The 21408-nt window shown below is 34.2% G+C and carries 16 protein-coding genes, 2 tRNA genes and 2 rRNA genes; 8 read left to right on the top strand and 12 right to left on the bottom strand.

Features of this window, described 5'->3' with window-relative positions:
* The first annotated feature begins 34 nt into the window (after positions 1-34).
* The 4 genes from NZD85_RS14195 (at position 35) to rrf (ending at position 3582) form a co-directional block, all read left to right on the top strand.
* Positions 35-108 (top strand) — tRNA-Ile (locus NZD85_RS14195).
* A gap of 16 nt (positions 109-124) precedes the next feature.
* Positions 125-198: transfer RNA gene (locus tag NZD85_RS14200), tRNA-Ala, on the top strand.
* A 236-nt stretch (positions 199-434) separates the two neighbouring features.
* A 23S ribosomal RNA gene (locus NZD85_RS14205) occupies positions 435-3217 on the top strand.
* A 257-nt stretch (positions 3218-3474) separates the two neighbouring features.
* Positions 3475-3582 (top strand): 5S ribosomal RNA (gene rrf / locus NZD85_RS14210).
* Positions 3583-3902: 320 nt separating this feature from the next.
* On the opposite strand, the gene lysS is transcribed toward rrf, so the two are convergent.
* The 12 genes from lysS to ruvX form a co-directional block, all read right to left on the bottom strand.
* Positions 3903-5606, bottom strand: a complete 1704-nt coding sequence (gene lysS / locus NZD85_RS14215; protein WP_260542515.1) for a lysine--tRNA ligase — start codon at positions 5604-5606, stop codon at positions 3903-3905.
* Positions 5607-5714: 108 nt separating this feature from the next.
* Positions 5715-6692 (bottom strand): hypothetical protein, encoded by a 978-nt coding sequence (locus tag NZD85_RS14220; RefSeq protein ID WP_188319014.1) that lies wholly within the window; start codon positions 6690-6692, stop codon positions 5715-5717.
* A gap of 76 nt (positions 6693-6768) precedes the next feature.
* Positions 6769-7707: a hypothetical protein gene (locus NZD85_RS14225; RefSeq protein ID WP_171623301.1), complete on the bottom strand. Its 939-nt coding sequence runs from the start codon at positions 7705-7707 to the stop codon at positions 6769-6771.
* A 31-nt stretch (positions 7708-7738) separates the two neighbouring features.
* A complete protein-coding gene (gene rmuC, locus NZD85_RS14230) occupies positions 7739-9115 on the bottom strand; it encodes a DNA recombination protein RmuC (protein WP_225540311.1) in 1377 nt (458 codons plus the stop codon).
* 164 nt (positions 9116-9279) lie between these two features.
* Entirely contained in the window at positions 9280-9801 is a 522-nt protein-coding gene (locus NZD85_RS14235) for a CvpA family protein (protein ID WP_260542517.1), read from the bottom strand.
* Positions 9801-10961: a cysteine desulfurase family protein gene (locus tag NZD85_RS14240; protein ID WP_260542519.1), complete on the bottom strand. Its 1161-nt coding sequence runs from the start codon at positions 10959-10961 to the stop codon at positions 9801-9803. The genes NZD85_RS14235 and NZD85_RS14240 overlap by 1 nt, the downstream gene beginning before the upstream one ends.
* 84 nt (positions 10962-11045) lie before the next feature.
* On the bottom strand, positions 11046-11849 hold the full coding sequence (locus NZD85_RS14245; RefSeq protein WP_260542520.1) for a DUF4846 domain-containing protein: 804 nt from the start codon (positions 11847-11849) through the stop codon (positions 11046-11048).
* Between the two features lie 20 nt (positions 11850-11869).
* Positions 11870-13861: an excinuclease ABC subunit UvrB gene (uvrB, locus tag NZD85_RS14250; protein ID WP_260542521.1), complete on the bottom strand. Its 1992-nt coding sequence runs from the start codon at positions 13859-13861 to the stop codon at positions 11870-11872.
* Between the two features lie 342 nt (positions 13862-14203).
* A complete protein-coding gene (gene mazG, locus NZD85_RS14255) occupies positions 14204-14968 on the bottom strand; it encodes a nucleoside triphosphate pyrophosphohydrolase (RefSeq protein WP_260542523.1) in 765 nt (254 codons plus the stop codon).
* A gap of 6 nt (positions 14969-14974) precedes the next feature.
* Entirely contained in the window at positions 14975-15577 is a 603-nt protein-coding gene (locus tag NZD85_RS14260; RefSeq protein WP_260542525.1) for a DUF5606 family protein, read from the bottom strand.
* A gap of 20 nt (positions 15578-15597) precedes the next feature.
* Complete coding sequence (def, locus tag NZD85_RS14265; RefSeq protein WP_171623309.1) at positions 15598-16173, bottom strand: peptide deformylase; 576 nt, start codon at positions 16171-16173, stop codon at positions 15598-15600.
* Positions 16174-16217: 44 nt separating this feature from the next.
* Entirely contained in the window at positions 16218-16631 is a 414-nt protein-coding gene (gene ruvX, locus NZD85_RS14270; RefSeq protein ID WP_171623310.1) for a Holliday junction resolvase RuvX, read from the bottom strand.
* Between the two features lie 91 nt (positions 16632-16722).
* Between ruvX and NZD85_RS14275 the strand changes: the two genes are divergently transcribed.
* From NZD85_RS14275 to NZD85_RS14290, 4 genes are all read left to right on the top strand, one after another.
* The gene (locus NZD85_RS14275; RefSeq protein WP_171623311.1) at positions 16723-17538 is read left to right on the top strand and encodes a 2,3,4,5-tetrahydropyridine-2,6-dicarboxylate N-succinyltransferase; all 816 of its coding nucleotides are present in this window, start codon (positions 16723-16725) and stop codon (positions 17536-17538) included.
* A gap of 106 nt (positions 17539-17644) precedes the next feature.
* Positions 17645-19540, top strand: a complete 1896-nt coding sequence (locus NZD85_RS14280; RefSeq protein WP_260542532.1) for a glycosyltransferase — start codon at positions 17645-17647, stop codon at positions 19538-19540.
* Positions 19541-19605: 65 nt separating this feature from the next.
* Positions 19606-20484 (top strand): ACP S-malonyltransferase, encoded by an 879-nt coding sequence (fabD, locus tag NZD85_RS14285; RefSeq protein ID WP_260542534.1) that lies wholly within the window; start codon positions 19606-19608, stop codon positions 20482-20484.
* 5 nt (positions 20485-20489) lie between these two features.
* The gene (locus NZD85_RS14290) at positions 20490-21404 is read left to right on the top strand and encodes a GYDIA family GHMP kinase (RefSeq protein WP_171623314.1); all 915 of its coding nucleotides are present in this window, start codon (positions 20490-20492) and stop codon (positions 21402-21404) included.
* Positions 21405-21408 lie beyond the last annotated feature (4 nt).

The following is a 21408-nucleotide window of genomic DNA, read 5'->3' on the forward strand; positions in this document are numbered from 1 at the left end:
TATAAATATAGACCACTCTTTAAGAGTATTAAAGAGTCTCATAGCTCAGCTGGTTAGAGCGCTACACTGATAATGTAGAGGTCGGCAGTTCGAGTCTGCCTGAGACTACTAGATAACATAAAGAGGGGGATTAGCTCAGCTGGCTAGAGCGCTTGCCTTGCACGCAAGAGGTCATCGGTTCGACTCCGATATTCTCCACGATTTTAATTTGAGAATTATTTAATTAGCTAATTAGCAAATTATCACATTTCCGAATTAACAGAAGAGTTCATTGACATTATTAGAAACAGATTATAATATAATAATTATAATCGCATACAATCAAAAACAAACAGATTTAGAAATAAATACAAAAGTTTTAAAAAGGTATACAATTAATCAATAAAACGAGTAAGATTAACATAACCGCTCAATAATATGACGGTTAAATCGAGAAAAAAGTTACAAAGGGCGTACGGCGGATGCCTAGGCTTTGAGAGGCGATGAAGGACGTGATAAGCTGCGATAAGCTTCGGGGAGTGGCACATACACATTATATCCGAAGATTTCCGAATGGGACAACCCGGCATGTTGAAGACATGTCACTGCGCAAGCAGAGCGAACGTTGGGAACTGAAACATCTAAGTACCAATAGGAAAAGAAATCAATTGAGATTCCGTAAGTAGTGGCGAGCGAACGCGGATTAGCCCTAAAGACTTTATAATTTTAGTAGAATAACCTGGAAAGGTTAACCGAAGAGGGTGATAGTCCCGTAAGCGAAAAGGTTATAAGGTTGATAACGAGTAAGGCGGAACACGAGAAATTCTGTCCGAATATGGGAGGACCATCTTCCAAGGCTAAATACTCCTCAAAGACCGATAGTGAACTAGTACTGTGAAGGAAAGGTGAAAAGCATTTCGAATAGAAAGTTGAAATAGAACCTGAAACCGTACGCCTACAAGCGGTCGGAGCACTAAAGTGTGACGGCGTGCCTTTTGCATAATGAGCCTACGAGTTAATGTTGCTGGCAAGGTTAAGGACTTCAGGTCCGGAGCCGTAGCGAAAGCGAGTCTGAATAGGGCGCTATAGTCAGTAGTATTAGACGCGAAACCTTGTGATCTACCCATGGGCAGGTTGAAGCTTTGGTAACACAAAGTGGAGGACCGAACCGGTTGACGTTGAAAAGTCTTCGGATGACCTGTGGGTAGGGGTGAAAGGCCAATCAAACTGGGAAATAGCTCGTACTCCCCGAAATGCATTTAGGTGCAGCGTTTAGTTAAGTATATTAGAGGTAGAGCTACTGATTGGATGCGGGGGCTTCACCGCCTACCAATTCCTGACAAACTCCGAATGCTAATATATGTTTCTAGGCAGTGAGGGCATGGGTGCTAAGGTCCATGTCCGAGAGGGAAAGAACCCAGACCATCAGCTAAGGTCCCCAAATATATGCTAAGTTGAGAAAACGCGGTTGGATTGCATTGACAGCTAGGATGTTAGCTTGGAAGCAGCTATTCATTTAACGAGTGCGTAACAGCTCACTAGTCGAGCGATCCGGCATGGATAATAATCGGGCATAAGCATATTACCGAAGCTATGGATTCATACTTATGTATGACTGGTAGGGGAGCATTCTAACGGCGCAGAAGTCACCTGGTAATGGGTGGTGGAGCTTTTAGAAAAGAAAATGTAGGCATGAGTAACGATAAAATAAGTGAGAAACTTATTCGCCGTAAGACTAAGGATTCCTCAGCTATGCTAATCAGCTGAGGGTTAGTCGGGACCTAACACGCACCCTTTGGGGGAAGTGGATGGCAAACGGGTTAATATTCCCGTACCTGCACTCAATAAAAGTGACGAATGATTGTAGGAGGTGCGTACTGACGGAATAGTACGTTGAACCTACGTAAAGTAGGGATAGTACACGAAGGTTTCGGCTGGAGTGATAATCCTCTGAAAATTGTTCCAAGAAATAGCGAGATGTGCAGCCCGTACCGTAAACCGACACAGGTGGTCGAGGAGAGTATCCTAAGGCGCTCGAGCGATTCATGGTTAAGGAATTAGGCAAAATAGACCTGTAACTTCGGGAGAAAGGTCGCTGTCAGCAATGACAGCCTCAGTAAAAAGGCCCAGGCGACTGTTTATCAAAAACACAGGACTCTGCAAAATAGAAATATGACGTATAGGGTCTGACACCTGCCCGGTGCTGGAAGGTTAAGGAAGGAGCTTAGAGGCAACTCGAAGGTTTTGACTGAAGCCCCAGTAAACGGCGGCCGTAACTATAACGGTCCTAAGGTAGCGAAATTCCTTGTCGGGTAAGTTCCGACCTGCACGAATGGTGTAACGATCTGGGCACTGTCTCAACCATGATCTCGGTGAAATTGTAGTATCGGTGAAGATGCCGGTTAATCGCAACGGGACGAAAAGACCCTGTGAACCTTTACTATAGCTTTGTATTGACTTCGGGTAAATAATGTGTAGGATAGGTGGGAGACTATGAATCAGTATCGCTAGGTATTGTGGAGTCATTGTTGAAATACCACCCTTTATTTACTTGGAGCCTAACTTCCTTTTGGAAGGACAGTGCATGGTGGGTAGTTTGACTGGGGTGGTCGCCTCCAAAAGAGTAACGGAGGCTTTCAAAGGTACCCTCAGCACGCTTGGTAACCGTGCGTAGAGTGTAATGGCATAAGGGTGCTTGACTGTGAGACCAACAAGTCGATCAGGTGCGAAAGCAGGACATAGTGATCCGGTGGTTCCGTATGGAAGGGCCATCGCTCAAAGGATAAAAGGTACTCCGGGGATAACAGGCTAGTCTCCCCCAAGAGCTCACATCGACGGGGAGGTTCGGCACCTCGATGTCGGCTCGTCACATCCTGGGGCTGGAGAAGGTCCCAAGGGTTGGGCTGTTCGCCCATTAAAGTGGCACGCGAGCTGGGTTCAGAACGTCGTGAGACAGTTCGGTCTCTATCTGTTGTGATCGTTAGAAGTTTGAGCGGACTTGACTCTAGTACGAGAGGACCGTGTTGAACAAACCTCTGGTGTATCAGTTGTGCCGCCAGGTGCACCGCTGAGTAGCTACGTTTGGAAGAGATAAGCACTGAAAGCATATAAGTGCGAAACTCGCCGCAAGATTAGACTTCTTTAAAGGGTCGTTGTAGACTACAACGTTGATAGGCTATAGATGTAAAGGCAGCGATGTCATAGTCGAGTAGTACTAATTACCCATAGACTTTTTCTTAAAAGTACAACGAATCAAAGATAGTTGGTAGCGATACCAACAACAATAAAAAGATTAAATACTAAGATTGATTTAATCGTCATAGAGAAGGTTAGTTAATCTTATTTGGATTAAACATGTAATACCAGATTGTAAAAGTTTGTAAAATGTATTATGTAAAAGTATTAAGTAATCACTTAATACAATAAAACATAAGACTTAATACAACATCTAATAGTGTCAAGAAATATTAGGAACTAATACCTAATTAAAAATATTAGGGTGACTATAGCTGCAGGGCTCACCTCTTCCCATTCCGAACAGAGAAGTTAAGCCTGCCTGCGCCGATGGTACTGCTATTGCGGGAGAGTAGGTCGTCGCCAGTTTTTATCAAAAGCCTCAAGATTATTTCTTGAGGCTTTTTTTGTGTTTATATGTTTTGTAATTTTGCTAAACGCTAAACGCTAAACGCTAAACGCTAAACGCTAAACGCTAAACGCGTTAGGGATAGTAGTGGAAATCCTTTTGTTTGACGAAGGATTTTGTTTTTAGGTGCTATGTTACTCCAAACAAAAGATTGCAACGGATAGCCCGACCGAGCGCTAAGGGATTCATATTATTTAAGAGGATGATGGTTGGCGAGGGAACGCCATAAAAAAAGCCCAACCGAAGTTGAGCTTTTAAATATAGATGAAAGGGTAATAATTTACTCGCCTAAATATGAAACTGTCTTAGAATCTCCTTCAACAGTAACTTTAGTCAAGTTATATTTTGCTAAATTTTTCATTGATTTGTCCCATTTTTTACCGCTCAAAGCAGCTTGAGACTTTAATTCATTTAAATCAATGTTTTCGTTAGCTTTTAAGATTTCAATAATTTTAGTTTCTTCTTCTGTCAATTCGTAGGCTGGTGCAGCTTTTTCTGGACGCATTTGAGGGAAGAATAAAACTTCTTGAATAGATGGATTGTTTGTTAAGAACATAATCAAACGGTCCATACCGATTCCTAAACCACCTGTAGGCGGCATTCCGAATTCTAAAGCACGTAAGAAATCTTCGTCAATAAATTCTCCTGCTTCGTCGTCACCTTTTGCAGATAATTTTAATTGTTCTTCGAAACGTTCACGTTGATCGATTGGATCATTTAATTCTGAATATGAGTTTGCAATTTCTTTTCCACAAACCATTAATTCGAAACGTTCAGTTAATTCAGGATTATCGCGGTGTTGTTTTGTCAATGGCGACATTTCTTTTGGATAATCGGTAATGAAAGTTGGTTGAATGTAATTTCCTTCACATTTTTCACCGAAAATTTCATCAATTAGTTTTCCTTTACCCATTGTATCATCAACCTCGATTCCCATACTTTTTGCTGCTTCAAATAATTCAGCTTCAGATTTACCATCGATGTCAAAACCTGTAAAATCAATAATTGCTTGACGCATTGTTACTCGTTTGTAAGGCGCTTTAAAATTGATTTTATGTTCTCCAAAAGTAGCTTCAGAAGTTCCATTGACAGCGATAGCACAGTGCTCTAATAGTTGTTCTGTGAAATCCATCATCCAGTTGTAATCTTTGTAAGCAACATAAATTTCCATTGCTGTAAATTCTGGATTGTGTGTACGGTCCATTCCTTCGTTACGGAAGTTTTTAGAAAATTCGTAAACACCATCAAAACCACCAACGATTAATCTTTTTAAGTATAATTCGTTTGCGATTCTTAAATATAATGGAATGTCCAAAGCATTGTGATGCGTAATAAACGGACGAGCTGCTGCTCCTCCAGGAATTGATTGTAAAACTGGAGTTTCTACTTCCATGTATCCACGATCGTTGAAGAAATTACGCATAGCATTGAATAAACGTGTACGTTTTAAGAAAATTTCTTTGACATGAGGGTTTACAACCAAATCTACATAACGCATACGGTAACGTAATTCTGGATCTGTAAAAGCATCAAAAATGTGACCTTCATCGTCTGTTTTAACGATTGGTAATGGACGTAAAGTTTTTGATAACAATGTTAATTTTGTTACATGAACAGAAATTTCACCCACTTTAGTTTTGAATTCGTATCCTTCGATTCCAATGAAATCTCCTATGTCCATCAATTTCTTGAAAATAGTATTGTATTCGATTCCTTCTTCTGATGAAGAGATGTCATCTCTTGATACATACAGCTGAATACGACCTTCGCTATCTTGTAATTCTGCGAAAGATGCTTTTCCCATTACACGAACACTCATCAATCGTCCGGCAAGCTTGACTACCTTTCCTTCTTCGTACTTTTCCTTAATTTCTTTCGAATTAGAAGTTACCACGAATTCTTCGGCAGGGTAAGGCTCAACGCCTAAGTCTCTTAATTGTTGTAGTTTTTCTCTACGAATAATTTCTTGTTCAGACAATTGCATAGTGAATATAATTTATATAAAATGAAAGCAAAATTATGAAAAATAATCCTGATTCACGTAGTTTTTATGATTTAATAAGGGTAAGAAATATCAGTATTGATGCATGTTTTAGTTGACAAGCTCAAAACGACGCTCTAAGGTATAATCTGTATCTTGGAATTTTACTTTTTTGGTTTCGATACTGTACGAAAGCCAACCATTATCCTTGATACGCGACGTCATTTTAACGTAATATTTGATATCGTCTTTTAATCGATCTTCTGATGGTTGCTCAGTTCCTAATTTTGTAGCCAATTCTTTTAGATAGGTGTACCAAGAATTTGCAAGCCATTCTTTGTCTGCTTCCTGAAAACTCGACATAATGTAATTTGTTTGAGAAATTCCAATTTCATTTAACTTTAATTCCGTAGAAGCTGGAGTAGGAGAAGCGCTAAATAAATTGTCCATGTACGATTGATACACAAAAGGAGCACTCTCTAAAGTAAAAGTACTCTTTCCATAAAAATGATGAAATTGACGAATATCTTTATCAAATAATTTGACGATGTTTTCATCGGTCGAATAATATTGTAAATTCTTTTTAATAATCGCTATTGCAGATGGATTATCCAAGTATTTATTTTCTAAATCTTCAGCAGATAAGATTAATTCTTTTAACGTTTTATCAAGATTTGTAAACTCTAAAAATCTTCCGTCTTGATCTATTTTAAATGAAATAGAAACATTATTAACCAACGAAAAAGGATTGTTTAAATAGGATTTAGAATTGAATTGTACATTTCTAAAATTCCATTTTACAATTGTTTCATTTTGATAAATATTCTCAACTTGAACAATAACGTTATAAGTATATTGTTCTTGATGCGCAATGGTATCATCTTCCAATTTCACTTCGCTTGCTGTTACATTGTATCTTTTTTCATCACCTACATTCCAATAAGTTTTCGGAAAAATGACTGTTTCTTCTGTTTTATCAGAAATCGAATCATTTATTATCGGTGAAATACTATCTTGAACAGGATTCTGAGCGAAAATTTTTATCGAAAAAAATAGAAAAAACAGATAATATGTAAAATTAATTTTCATTAAAAAGTATCAAGTCTAAGTCAAAAATAAACCAAATTATTTTAAAAGGTTCTTTAAATCACTAAAAAATAAAAGTTTAATCATTCAATAATTTAATGCTTAAGTGATTAACCGTTTTTTTAGCACCAATATTTAAACTGAATAAATATTCAGATTTTAAAAGAATAGAATTCAAGTTGTAGGTATTCTCATACTTTACTTTCAGTTCTACCGTTTCCGAATATTTTTTAATCTCTTTTTTTACTTGTTCTTGAGATAAATTCAATTTGGCATCATTTAGCATATAATACGCCATTTCTTCCCATAATTTTTCAAAATCATCCTTGCTCAAATTTTGGTCAGAAACAATGGTATAAGTCCCTTGCTCTTTGTTAAGATCCTTTAGATAAGTGTTGGTTGTTGATGAAATAGGGAAACCAAAAATATTTTCTTGGACAGATCTTCCTTCATAATTTTCGCCTAAACGAAAATATTGCCCATTGAAATAACTGAAAACATGCACTTCTTGTTCAAAAACGTAGGGTACATAGGTTTTTGATTTGATCATTTCTTCGATGTGTGCAATGTTAGCTTTATAATCTTCAGATTTTTTACGTTGTTTAGAAAGTCGATCTGTTATTTTAAGCAATTTTTCTTCAATCTGAGGAGTATTCAATAATTCTAAAAATTCACCAGAAGGATTTGTCGTAAATTGATATTCCAATCCTTCAGAATTATTGATGAAATCGCGGTAGAAATCATCAGGATCATTCGAATGATTTTTACCATTGATAAATGTGTACTTGTTGGCAAATTCATTTTTATCCATCAGTTCAACCGATTTGTATGATTGGTTGACAACTTTAGACACAGTATCATTTACAGAAATCGAGAAGTTACGATCTGTAAATGAATAGTTGTATACTTTATTTAGTTCTAAATTTGGTTTTACCTGAACAGATTTCTCTTCAAAATTTACCTGCCCAAAAATAGCAGGAGAATATAGTAAAATCAAGGTAAATAGACTTGTTTTCATTCTCTTCAATAGTTGTACAAATATAGAATGATTATTGAATATCTACGTTATTTATTGCACGAATCATTGTGTCGACAGGCTTAGTTTCTGAAATTTCTTTTTCCATCAAAGTACCACCTATTTCTTTCAGCTTTTTCACCTGAGGAATAAAGCGGTTTTCAAGCGATCCGATCGCTTTATTATAACTTTGTGTTGCCTGATTTAAATTATGACCAACTGTGGCTAAATGTTGAATTAAAACGTTTACACGATTGTATAATTCGATTCCAGCATCGCGCATTTGATATATATTTTCTGCAACATTTAATTGTTGCCAGCTAAACGCAATTGTACGAAGCATTGTAATCAAAGTAGTGGGTGTTGCAATAATTATTCTATTGTTTAGAGCATCTTCTATCAAAGTTCGCTCCAATTCTAAGGCTGCACCAAAAGAACTTTCAATTTGTAGATACATCACCACATAATCTGGTGCTTCGGTATATTGATTCCAATAGGCTTTAGAGCTTAAATTCTTTAGATGTTCGCGCACTGCTTTTGCATGTAGTTGCAAATGATGTTTCCTTTGGGTTTCATCTTCCGTTTCAAAAGCCATCATATACTGGTTCAATGGAACTTTAGAGTCCACGATTACTTTACGATTTCCTGGAAGATTAACAATTAAATCGGGACGAAGTAAACCATTTTCAGATTGTACAGAAGTTTGTTCTTCGAAATCACAAAAAGATGACATGCCAGCAAATTCAACAACACGACGCAAACCTATTTCACCATATTTACCTCTTGTGTGCGAAGTTTTAAGTGCAGAAACTAAGGTGTTGGTTTCTTTTTGTAATTTATCCGTTGTGCCACGCATCGAATCTAAGAAAACTTTTATTTCTGAATATGCACCTTCACGTGCCTTTTCAATTTCAGAAATTTTTCCATCAAATTTATTCAAGCTTTCATTCAAAGGTTTGATCAAAGAATCAATGGCTTGTTGACGTTTTTCCAAATCATTCTTCGAATCAGAAAAGTGTTTGTCTAACGTCGTTTTTGCTAAATCAAGAAATTGTTCATTATTACTTCTCAAAACTTGAGCTGATAGTGCTTCGAATTGCTCTTTTAATCGTTCGTTTGTTTCAAGCATAAATGATTTCTGTTCTTCAACTGCTTTTATCGCTTCTTGATGACGGACGGTTAATTCCGTATTTTTTTCGCGTTCTTTTTGCCATTGATCCAAATTGAAATTGGCATCATCTTTTATTTCGATAAACTCACTTTTTAACGATTCATATTGTTTCTGAAGTTCTTGGTATTTTATTTCATTTCCAATTATGGCTGAATTTGCTTTAGATTTAGCATATAAAAAACTGATTACAGCACCAATGATAAAAAAAAGAAGGGCTGTTAAGATAATTGCGCTGTTCATGGATGATAAATTTAGAACAAAGGAACGATTTTATCCGACATAAGATGTCGTTAGTAGATTTTATTTAACTTAAAAAGACTTTCTAATTATAAAATAAGAAGCCTCTCGTTGCAAAACGAGAAGCTTCTTGTTAGCTGATAAGAAGCTTCTTGTTTTTAATTATGTTATTTTATAGAATCGTTTGATACGTTTCGTAGATTATCTTTTGTCTCGAAGATGGAGTTTTTGATGATTTGAGAACTTTCATTTAGAATAGGTAAAATTTGACTTTCGTCTTTTGTTTCTTTAAAACCTAATTCTAAAATTGGATCTGCGTAATACAAAACACTTGCGGATAATAATAATGAAATAATTAATCCTAAAGCTGCTCCACCAAATCGATTTATGATTCCTAAACCAATTGCTTCGACGGTTTTTTGCGTGATACTTGAGGCTAACTTTATGGTGAAAAAAGCTAACGCAAAGGTGATTATTAAGGCAACTATTGAAGTTAAACTATCAGCGACGATATTGTAAGCATCGACATAAATTTCAATGATTTGATAAAATTTAAAACTTAACCAAATTGCGACAAAAAATCCGACTAAACCAATTAATTGTGAAATAAATCCTTTGAAAAATCCATTGATAAACCCCAAAGCTAATGCAATTAGGATGAGGATATCAAGTTGATTAAAATCTGACATTAAGCGTTTTGTAATTGATGCTTTTCAGCGATTTTTTTCAAGGTACCGATTAGAATATCAATCTCCTCTTTAGTTGTTTCATACGAATACGAAACACGTAAAGGTGTCATTTGATCGATTTCTTCTTCTGTATATAATGTTTGCATGACTAATGAAACTTTAGCTGCACCAGAACTGCATGCACTTCCTTGAGAAACTGCGATACCTGCCAATTCTAATTCGAAACCAATTAATGTGTCGTGAAATGGTAATTTGATGCTTAATAAAGCGTATAAACTTTTGTCTAAATCTTCAGAAAGTCCGTTAAAAGCGACACCTGGAATTGCTTTTTTTAATTGATCAATCGTATATTGTTTGATTTCTTTGATGTGTTTTACATGTGCTTCTAATTCATCTAAAGCCAAGTCTAATGATTTTGAAAGACCAACAATTCCGTACACATTTTCTGTTCCAGAACGTAAACCTCTTTCTTGTCCACCACCAGCAATCAATGGTTTGATATGTGATGCTTTTTTAGCATACAAGAACCCAGCACCTTTTGGACCATGAATTTTATGAGCAGAGCAAGAAGCGAAATCCATTCCCAAATCTTGAAAATCTAAATCATAATGACCAACAGTTTGTACTGTGTCGGTATGGAATAATGTATTATTTTCTTGACACATTTTAGAAATTGCTTTCACGTCTGTTAAGTTTCCAATTTCGTTGTTTGCATGCATTAATGAAACCAATGTTTTTTTAGATTGATCTTTTAATACTTCTTCTAATTGAGCATAATCGATATTTCCGTCTTTTAAAATATTCAATTTAACGACTTCAATATTGGCTCTATTTTCAACGTCTTTTACGCTTTCTTGCACACATTTGTGCTCCATATCAGATGTAATGATTCGAGTAACGCCCAAATCATTAATACAAGAACGAATAATTGTGTTGTTAGATTCTGTTCCACAAGAAGTGAAATAAATTTCGGCAGGAGAAACGTTTAATCGTTGCGCAATATTTTTCCTTGACATTTCGATCAATGCTTTGGCTTCTCTACCAAAAACGTGAGTAGAAGATGGGTTACCAAAAACGTTTTTCATCACATGAGCCATTTCGTCTACTACTTCTGGACGAATTGCTGTTGTTGCTGCATTGTCTAAATATACTCTTTGCATTATCGATTATTTTACTGTATTAATTAATTATTGGGTTTTGATCAACAAATTTAAGTAAAATGAAACGATTGAAAAAGTAAATTGTTATTTAAAACGCATTAGATCCGAAGTTAAAAATCGCCATTCAGGCGTTAATAGAACGCCTTCTTTTGCCATATACCAAGGAGATATTAAATCATTGCTTGGATTCGTGATAATTTGTAAATCTTGGCTTGGATAATAGCTTTGCGACAGAATAAAGAGTTTGTTTCCTAAGTTATCTTCAGCAAGATCCATCACGATAACAGCATGATTTTTTATACTTCCTTTTTGCAAGAAAACATCGCCTATTTGTAAATCTTTGAGGTTGATAGGCTTCATTAACTCAGACATGGTATTCGAATTGGTGTTTTCTAAGTAATATTGTAAATATTCAATGTATTTTGAATAAGAATGATCGCCATCTACATATTTTGAATAAGGAATTGGTTGAGTTGAAACTTTTGCCAATTTATCCATTTCAAGATATTTTTTGGAACGATAAAAATATTCCAAGCGCAAGCTCATAACTGCATTTGCATTAAACTGAACATTTTTTTTGGGTTGTTCTAAATCTAAAACTCCAACATAAATATTAGGATTAGGTTTTTTTTGACCGTCAAAAGTATAAACGGGGGTATTACTATTTTTAAGCGAAATATTATTTAACCATTTTCCAAAGTTATTATAATTTTGATTTCTTAAGAAATTTGGAGGCGTATCAAAACGTTTAAAAATCTTCAATTCACGAGGATGAATGATACTATACTCTTCATTTTCTATTAATTCATTATTCGTAGAAGATTTTAGAATATGTGTATTACAAGAGGTGAAAAGAGTAAATATTAATATAAAACTTAAAAATTTCATTGAAACAGAAAAAAAACGTGCTATTCTTTGGTTAAGAGTTGAATTTGATCTCTCAACTCGGCTGCTTTTATAAAATCTAAATTTTTTGCAGCTTTTTCCATTTCCTTCTGCAATTTTTGTACCAACTTATCTTTATCTTCGGTTGAATAGTTTTCATTAATTTCCGCAGCTTGCTGAATCAAATGTTTTTGTTCGTATGGATTTTCTTCAAATTCTGCTGCCGCTAAACTTAGCTTTGTAATTTTTTTGTTTAGTGCTTGTGGAACTTTATTGTGTTCTTTGTTGTATTGCATTTGTATTTCACGACGACGATTAGTTTCGTCTATCGTTAATTGCATACTGTCTGTTATACGATCTGCGTACATAATCGCCAAACCGTTGATATTTCTCGCTGCACGACCAACTGTTTGTGTTAACGAACGATGACTTCTTAAGAACCCTTCTTTATCAGCATCTAATATTGCAACTAAAGAAACTTCGGGTAAATCTAAACCTTCTCTCAAAAGATTAACACCAACCAATACATCAAATAGTCCTGTACGCAAATCAGCCATAATTTGAACACGTTCTAAAGTGTCAACATCAGAGTGAATGTAGCGACAACGAACGCCGTATTTTGTTAAGTATTTCGTTAATTCTTCTGCCATTCGTTTGGTTAAAGTTGTCACCAAAACACGTTCGTCTAACTCAACACGTTTATTGATTTCTTCCATCAAATCATCTACTTGGTTTTGTGTAGGACGAATTTCGATAATTGGATCTAATAATCCTGTTGGACGAATGACTTGTTCCACAACAATTCCTTCTGATTTTTCTAACTCGTAATTTGCTGGCGTAGCCGATACATAAATCACTTGATTTTGTAAAGCTTCAAATTCTTCAAATTTTAAAGGACGATTGTCCATTGCAGCTGGAAGTCTAAAACCATATTCGACCAAATTCTCTTTACGAGAACGGTCTCCTCCGTACATGGCATGAACTTGAGAAACTGTAACGTGAGATTCGTCGATGACCATCAAATAATCTTCAGGGAAATAATCTAACAAACAGAAGGGACGAGTTCCAGGTTCGCGACCATCTAAGTATCTTGAATAATTTTCTATTCCAGAACAGTATCCTAATTCTTTGATCATCTCCAAATCAAATTCTGTGCGTTCTTGCAGACGTTTAGCTTCGAGATGTTTTCCAATTTCTTTGTAATAATCAACTTGTTTTCTTAAATCAATTTGAATATCAGCAATAGCGCCATTTAAGGTATCTTTAGAAGTTACAAATAAATTAGCAGGATAAATATTAATTTTATCTAATTTGGTAGAAGTTTTACCTGTTTCAACATTAAAAACTGAAATTTCTTCGATCTCATCTCCAAAGAAATTAATTCGAATTCCGTCATCTGCGTAAGCTGGAAAAATATCTAACGTATCGCCTTTAATTCTGAAATTTCCGCGTTGAAAAAGTCCTTCAGTTCTCGAATATAATGCCTGAACCAATTTATGTAAAAAAGCTGTTCGGGAAATAATTTGTCCAGTTTCAATCTGAATTACATTTTTATGAAATTCTGTTGGATTTCCAATTCCATATAAACACGAAACCGAAGCGACTACTAAAATGTCACGACGACCAGAGAGTAGAGAAGAAGTTGTACTTAATCGTAATTTTTCGATTTCTTCGTTAATTGATAAATCCTTTTCGATATAGGTTCCTGAAGAAGGGATATAAGCTTCGGGTTGATAGTAATCGTAATAGGATACAAAATATTCGACTGCGTTATTCGGAAAAAACTCTTTGAATTCCATGTACAATTGAGCTGCTAACGTTTTGTTATGCGCTAAAACCAAGGTAGGGCGTTGAACATCTTGTACAACATTGGCAATCGTAAATGTTTTACCAGAACCAGTGACACCTAAAAGTGTTTGATAACGATCATGACTAAGAATACCTCTTGATAATTCTTCGATAGCTTTTGGCTGATCACCTGTAGGCTTGAATTCAGAATTTAATTGAAATTGCATTCTACAAATTTACAAATAATTCAGTTAAAAATGAGTGTTGAGAAATGTTGGTTTTAAAAGAAGAAACGGATAAAAAAAATAAAAAGGCGACTTTAAGTCACCTTTTCATCAAAACCACAAAAAAATGAGAAAACTGTTTACTTAGTAAACAAACTTCCTTCCATTATTACAAGCTATTGCCCGCTATAACCATTGCAAATATAGGTCGGTTTTTTGTGCGTGCACAATAAATGATAATACTTTGTTTTATTGGTGTCGATAAAAGATATCTATAATAATGTTAAAACGTCTGATTACAACGTTTTCGTAAAATCAAATACATTTAGTAGTGTCAATTTTACACTAGCGAATTTTCGCTAAATTCCATAAGTTTTCTAATTCAGAAATCGTCAAATCGGCAATGTTTTGATTATTTTCTTTTGCGATTTCTTCTAACTTTTGAAAACGACGGATAAATTTTTTGTTCGATCGTTCTAATGCATCTTCTGAATTAATTCCATTGAATCGTCCATAATTAATTAAAGAAAATAAAATATCGCCAAATTCCATCTCTTTATCCAAAGGATTTTCTTCGTTTTTAAATTCGTTAATTTCTTCTACAATTTTATCAAAAACTTGTTCAGAATTTTCAAATTCAAATCCAACACCTTTTACTTTGTCTTGAATTCGATAGGCTTTTACCATTGCTGGGAGAGAAGTAGGAACACCAGAAAGGACAGATTTGTTTCCTTCTTTTAATTTGATTTGTTCCCAATTTTGAAGTACTTTTTCTTCAGTATTTGCTTCTACATCTCCATAGATATGCGGATGACGATGAATTAATTTGTCACAAATACCATTTAAAACATCAGCTACGTCGAAGTTTTGTTGCTCTGATGCTATTTTAGAATAAAAAACCAGGTGAAGAAAAACATCACCTAGTTCTTTTTTTATTTCATCCGAATCTTTTTCGATAATGGCATCCGAAAGCTCATAAATTTCTTCTATAGATAACGTACGCAACGTTTCCATCGTTTGTTTACGATCCCATGGACACTTTTCACGTAATTTATCCATTATATCTAACAATCTTTCGAAAGCTCGTAATTGATCTTTACGTGTATTCATTTCTAATTATTCAGCGTCTTTATCTTTTTTAGCTGTTGTTTTTTTAGCAGCAGTTTTTTTAGCTGGTTTTTCTTCAGCGTCTTTTTTGTCAGCAGCCTTTTTAGCAGGAGCTTTCTTTTTTGGTTTTTCTTCAACAGCAACTTCTTCTTTAGCTTCTTCTATTACTTCAGCAACAGGAGCTTCTTGTGCTTGTTGAGCAGCCATTGCAGCTTCTACAGCAGCTAAGTCGATGTTTAATAATCCATTTTTGTGTAAGATATTATACCATTGAAATAATTTTTTCAAATCAGAATCATAAACTCTTGAATCGTCATATTCTGGTAAAACTTCTTCCATATATTTACGCAATTCTGTTCCAGAAGATTTGTGATCGATTGTTTCTCCACCGTTTTCTTTCTTGTAAATTCTGAAGAAAACTTCTGCTAAAGGAAACTCTTGTGATACACCGTAAATTGCTACATTGTCTAATAAACTAACATTGTAGTTAGATGCGATTGAGATTTTTTTACCTTTTTCTAAATCTTCAACAACGAAACCTCCTCTTGTTTGAGAAATTAAACGGTATAATCCTGGTTTTCCTGAAATTGCGATAACTCTTGATAAATCCATATTCTATTATGTTTAAGGGTCTATGAAGGGAATTTCATTTTGTAACTCGTGTTTACTTTCCCTTTTGTTATATTTTTTAATTTATTACTTATTAATTTCTTTTTAAAGCTCGAAATATAGTCAATAAAAAGCTTTCCTTCCAAATGGTCGTATTCATGTTGAATAACACGAGCACGAATATCCGAAAAAGTTTCGGTATGTTTTACCCAATTTTCATCAAAAAATTCTAATGTTACCGATTCTGGACGTGTAACATCTTCATGGATGTGAGGAATACTCAAACATCCTTCTGTAAATGCCCATTCATCTCCTTCAGAACTGCTGATTTTTTTAGGATTGATGAAAACGCGTTTAAAATTTTTCAATTCTTCTTTTACATCATCATAATCTTCATCCTCTTCGAAAGGTGAACAATCAACGACAAATAAACGTATATTTTTTCCGATCTGCGGTGCTGCGATACCAACTCCATTCGAGTCGTACATTGTATCGAACATGTTTTCGATCAGTTCGTGTAGATTTTTATAATCTTGATCTATATCTTGTGAAACTTTACGTAAGACAGGATCTCCGTAAGCTACAACTGGTAATACCATTTTCTGATCTTTTTTTATTAATTTATCGGCAAAGATACGATTTGTTATAGTTTATGTGATAAAAATGATTGTAAAATTATTACAGCACTCACTTTATCTACCATACCCTTTTCTTGACGTTTTTTCTTTTTCATTCCACCTTCGAACATAGCTCGCGAAGCCATTTTAGAAGTAAACATCTCATTTTCACGATGAATTTTAATCAATGGAAATTGTGCTGAAAACTTTTTTAAAAAAGGTTGTATTTGATTTTCAATCTCATTTAATTCTCCTGAAAAGCGAACAGATAATCCAACGACAAGGTCAGAAACGTTTTCTTTCTCGATATATTGTTTCAAGAAATCCATCAATTTTGAGGTTTCAATGGTATCCAAAGGCGAAGCTATAATTTGCAATTCATCGGTTACGGCAACGCCTGTTCTTTTTCCTCCGTAATCTAACGCTAATATTCTTGACATTTGGCAAATTTATAAAAACGATTCAATAATAAATAATCTCTATGAAATCCCTTGATTATAATTTTTATATTTGTGGCTATTATTAATAAAGATGGAGAATTTAAAACAAATCATAGAGAAAGCTTGGGACAATAGAGAATTGTTACAAGAAGATGCAACACAAGCAGCAATTAGAGAGGTAATTGAGTTGATTGATAATGGACAATTGCGTTGTGCAGAACCAGTAGCAGATGGTTGGCAAGTGAATGAATGGGTGAAAAAAGCAGTTGTTATGTATTTCCCTATTCAAAAAATGGAAACGTTAGAAGCAGGAATTTTTGAATACCATGATAAAATGGAATTGAAACGTAACTATGCTGAAAAAGGAATTCGTGTTGTGCCAAATGCTGTTGCTCGCTATGGTGCGTATATTTCTTCTGGAGTTATTTTAATGCCTTCTTATGTAAATATTGGAGCGTATGTTGACGAAGGAACAATGGTGGATACATGGGCAACTGTAGGTTCTTGTGCACAAATTGGTAAAAATGTACACTTATCTGGTGGTGTTGGTATTGGAGGTGTTTTAGAGCCATTGCAAGCCGCTCCTGTAATTATCGAAGATAATGCATTTATCGGTTCTCGTTGTATAGTCGTAGAAGGTGTACATGTTGGTAAAGAAGCGGTTTTAGGTGCAAATGTAGTGTTAACTGCATCTACAAAAATTATTGATGTTACAGGTGATCAGCCAGTAGAAATGAAAGGATTTGTTCCTGCACGTTCTGTGGTTATTCCTGGTTCTTACACGAAAAAATTTGCTGCAGGCGAATACCAAGTTCCTTGTGCATTAATCATCGGACAACGTAAAGAATCTACGGATAAAAAGACTTCTCTAAATGATGCTTTACGTGAGCACAATGTAGCAGTATAATTTAAAAGCAATTTTTTAAAAAAAATAGCAATCCTCATCAGTTTGATGAGGATTTTTTTATTTCAATCAAACATTATTTAGTAGTTTTGCTGTATAACTATGTTTTATGAAAGTTTTGATTATCCAACACAAAATGATTGGCGATGTTTTAATCACTTCATTGTTGTGCGAAAATATCAAAAAAGCTTATCCACACGCAACTATTGATTATTTAATTAACAGTAACACATTACCAGTTTTAGAAAACAATCCTTACATCGATCATAAAATTATTTTTGACGAGAAAGAAAACAAAGGATTAAAGAAATTGATTCGATTTTCTAAAAAAATTAATCAAAATAAATATGACGTTGTCATAGACGCTTATTCAAAACTACAAAGTTGGATAAATGTGTTCATTAACAACGCACCCAAAAAAATATCCTACAAAAAACCAGGTCGAACATTTTTGTATACCGATAATGTGGTCAAACACAACGAACCAAAATCATATCTTGGTTTGGCAATAGAACATCGTTTGTCATTGTTAAAACCTCTTGGTATTGAAACTCCTTTGGCTACGGCACCAACGTTGTACTTAACAGAAGCAGAAATTCAGAACGCGAAATCATTGTTCCTAAAACATGGAGTAGATTCTTCTCGAAAAACAATGATGATTAGTTTGCTTGGCTCTGATCCTTCCAAAACCTTTCCATTGAATAAAATGGCAAAAATGGTTGATTTTATTGGTCAACATTTCAATGTTAATCTATTATTCAATTATTTTCCAAAACAAATAGATCAAGCCAAAGAAGTTTATAATCAATTGTCTAAAGAAACACAATCAAAAGTTTATTTTGAACTATTGGGTAATGATTTGCGCGAGTTTATTGCGATTACAAATCAATGTGATTTGATTGTAGGAAATGATGGAGGTGCCATAAACATGACAAAAGCGGTAGGAAAAAAATCATTTATTATTTTTTCTCCTTGGATTGATAAAAATGTATGGGCAACTTTTGAAGATGGAATAAATCATACAAGTGTTCATCTGAAAGATTATTTTCCCGAAAAGTTTGCAGATCTAAATAACCGAAGAATAAAAAAACGAGTTAATGAATTCTATTCATTCTTTGATTTTGAATTGTTTAAAGACAAATTACAAAAATTTCTTAATCAGAATGAAATTGAACGACAATTTAAATCAGATAAAAGCGTTGAATTAGAAACTCAAAAAGATTATTCTATAGAATCAATGTCTACTAAAATTACAGCTTTACTAATAACTTATAATGAAGAGAAAAACATCCAACGATATTTAAATCATGTTGGACAATATGCTGAAGAAATAATTATAGTAGATTCTTATAGCACTGATAAAACAGAGGAAATAGCGTTGCAAAATCCTAAAGTAAAATTTGTAAAACGTAAGTTTGATAATTTTACGAGTCAACGAAACTATTCCATTTCACTGGCAAATAACGAATGGGTTACCTTTTTTGATGCCGACGAAGGGATTCCTTCAGAATTGATAAAAGAGATGGTTTCTACTATTAAAAATCAGCCAAAATTTGATGCGTATTATGTTTATAGAAAATTCTTTTTTAGAAATAAACACATCAAATATTCTGGAATGCAAAATGATAAAGTGATACGCTTATTCAGAAAGTCGAAATCGCAGTACAAATCTGAGCGCATGGTACATGAAATAATTGAATGTCAAGGAAATGTTGGTTGTTTTAAGAATAAATTGGATCATTTTACTTATGATAATGAAAAGGAATATCTTGTTAAATTAAATAGCTATTCAAGATTAAGAGCGCAAGAATTAAGAAAAAAAGAACTCAAACCTAATTTTTTTCATTACAAAATAAAACCAGCTTATCGTTTTTTTAATTATTTCGTGATGAGATTTGGTTTTTTAGATGGAAAAGATGGTTATACAATTGCAAAACTACACGCAATTTCTGTTGCGAATCGATACAAATATTTAGACGAAATTTATAGAAATGAGAAGCTATAAAGCGTAGTTCAGCAAAGAAGTTGAAGATTTTATTATACATTTGCGATAGATTATAAAATAACACAATGAAAGCATATGTTTTTCCAGGACAAGGTGCTCAATTCTCTGGAATGGGTAAAGACTTGTACGAAAATTCTGAAATAGCAAAAGAATTATTTGACCAAGCAAATGAAATCTTAGGATTTGATATAAAAATGATCATGTTCGAAGGTTCTGCTGAAGATCTAAAACAAACAAAAGTTACTCAACCAGCAGTATTTTTACATTCTGTAATTTTAGCAAAAACCTTAACTGATTTTAAACCAGAAATGGTTGCAGGTCATTCTTTAGGTGAAATTTCTGCATTAGTTGCTAATGAAACCTTAGATTTTGAATCGGGATTAAAATTAGTGTACAAACGTGCATTAGCCATGCAAGATGCTTGTGAAGCAAATCCTTCTACAATGGCTGCAATTTTAGGTTTAGAAGATAAAATTGTCGAAGATACTTGTAAAGAAATCGAAGGAGTAGTGGTAGCAGCAAATTACAATTGTCCAGGTCAATTAGTGATTTCTGGAGAGATTGAAGCAGTTAATTTAGCTTGTGAAAAATTAAAAGAATTAGGTGCTAAGCGTGCTTTGGTTTTACCTGTTGGTGGAGCTTTTCATTCACCTTTAATGAAATCTGCAGAAGAAGAATTAGCAAAGGCAATTGAGGAAACGACATTCAATACGCCTATTTGTCCAGTTTATCAAAATGTGACAACAACAGCAATTACCGATCCAGCAGCAATTAAGAAAAATTTAATTGCTCAATTAACAGCCCCTGTAAAATGGACTCAATCTGTTCAACAGATGATAGCTGACGGTGCAACTGAGTTTATTGAGGTAGGACCAGGTAACACTTTACAAGGTTTAGTGAAGAAAATTAATAGAGAGGTGTCAACTTCTTCTGCACAAATCTAATAAAAATGAAAACATACCGTTCCAATGGAAAATTATTCCTTATCGGGGAATATATTGTAATAGATGGAGCGAAAGCATTTGCATTGCCCACAAAATATGGGCAATGTTTGTTTGTAGAAGATTCGGCTAAAAATACAAATACGATAAGTTGGAAAGCAACTAAATACGATGACTCGTTATGGTTTGAAGCTGAATTGAGTTTAGATCACTTAGATATTATTTCTTCAACAAATGATCAATTAAGTCAATCTTTGCAAACAATTCTCAAGCAAGCGCAAACATTAAATTCTGATTTTTTTAATTCTAATAAAAGTTATCAATGTTTAACAAAGTTAGAATATCCGCAAGAATGGGGTTTAGGAAGTAGCTCTACTTTAATCGATTTAATTAGTCAATGGATAGATGTTAATCCGTTTGAATTGAATAAGTTGACTTTCAATACAAGTGGTTATGATATCGCTTGTGCACATCATAATAAACCAATTTTGTTTCAGAATAAACCCCGAATAGAGGTGGAAGAATTGGAGCTGAATTGGGATTTTAAAGATAAATTATATTTTGTTTATCTAAATCAAAAACAAGATACACAGGCGGTTGTAGGAAACCATTACAAGAATAAACCAAAAGACTGGCAAATGATTAATGAGCTTTCTGATTTGGTTGTTCAGGCGACAAAGGTTGATAATTTAACAGATTTAGAATCTATTATGGTTGAATATCAAGATCGATTAGGTGCTTTTATGCAAATTCCAAAAGCGAAAGAATTGTATTTCTCGGACTACGAAGGAATTGTAAAAAGTCTTGGAGCTTGGGGTGGCGATTTTGTTTTGGTTACTTATAGAGAAGGGATGAAAGAGTATTTTAAAGAAAAAGGATATGACACGATTATTCCATTTTCTGAAATGATTCAGAATTCTTAAAATT

The sequence above is a fragment of the Empedobacter stercoris genome, assembly GCF_025244765.1.
GTDB lineage: Bacteria > Bacteroidota > Bacteroidia > Flavobacteriales > Weeksellaceae > Empedobacter > Empedobacter stercoris.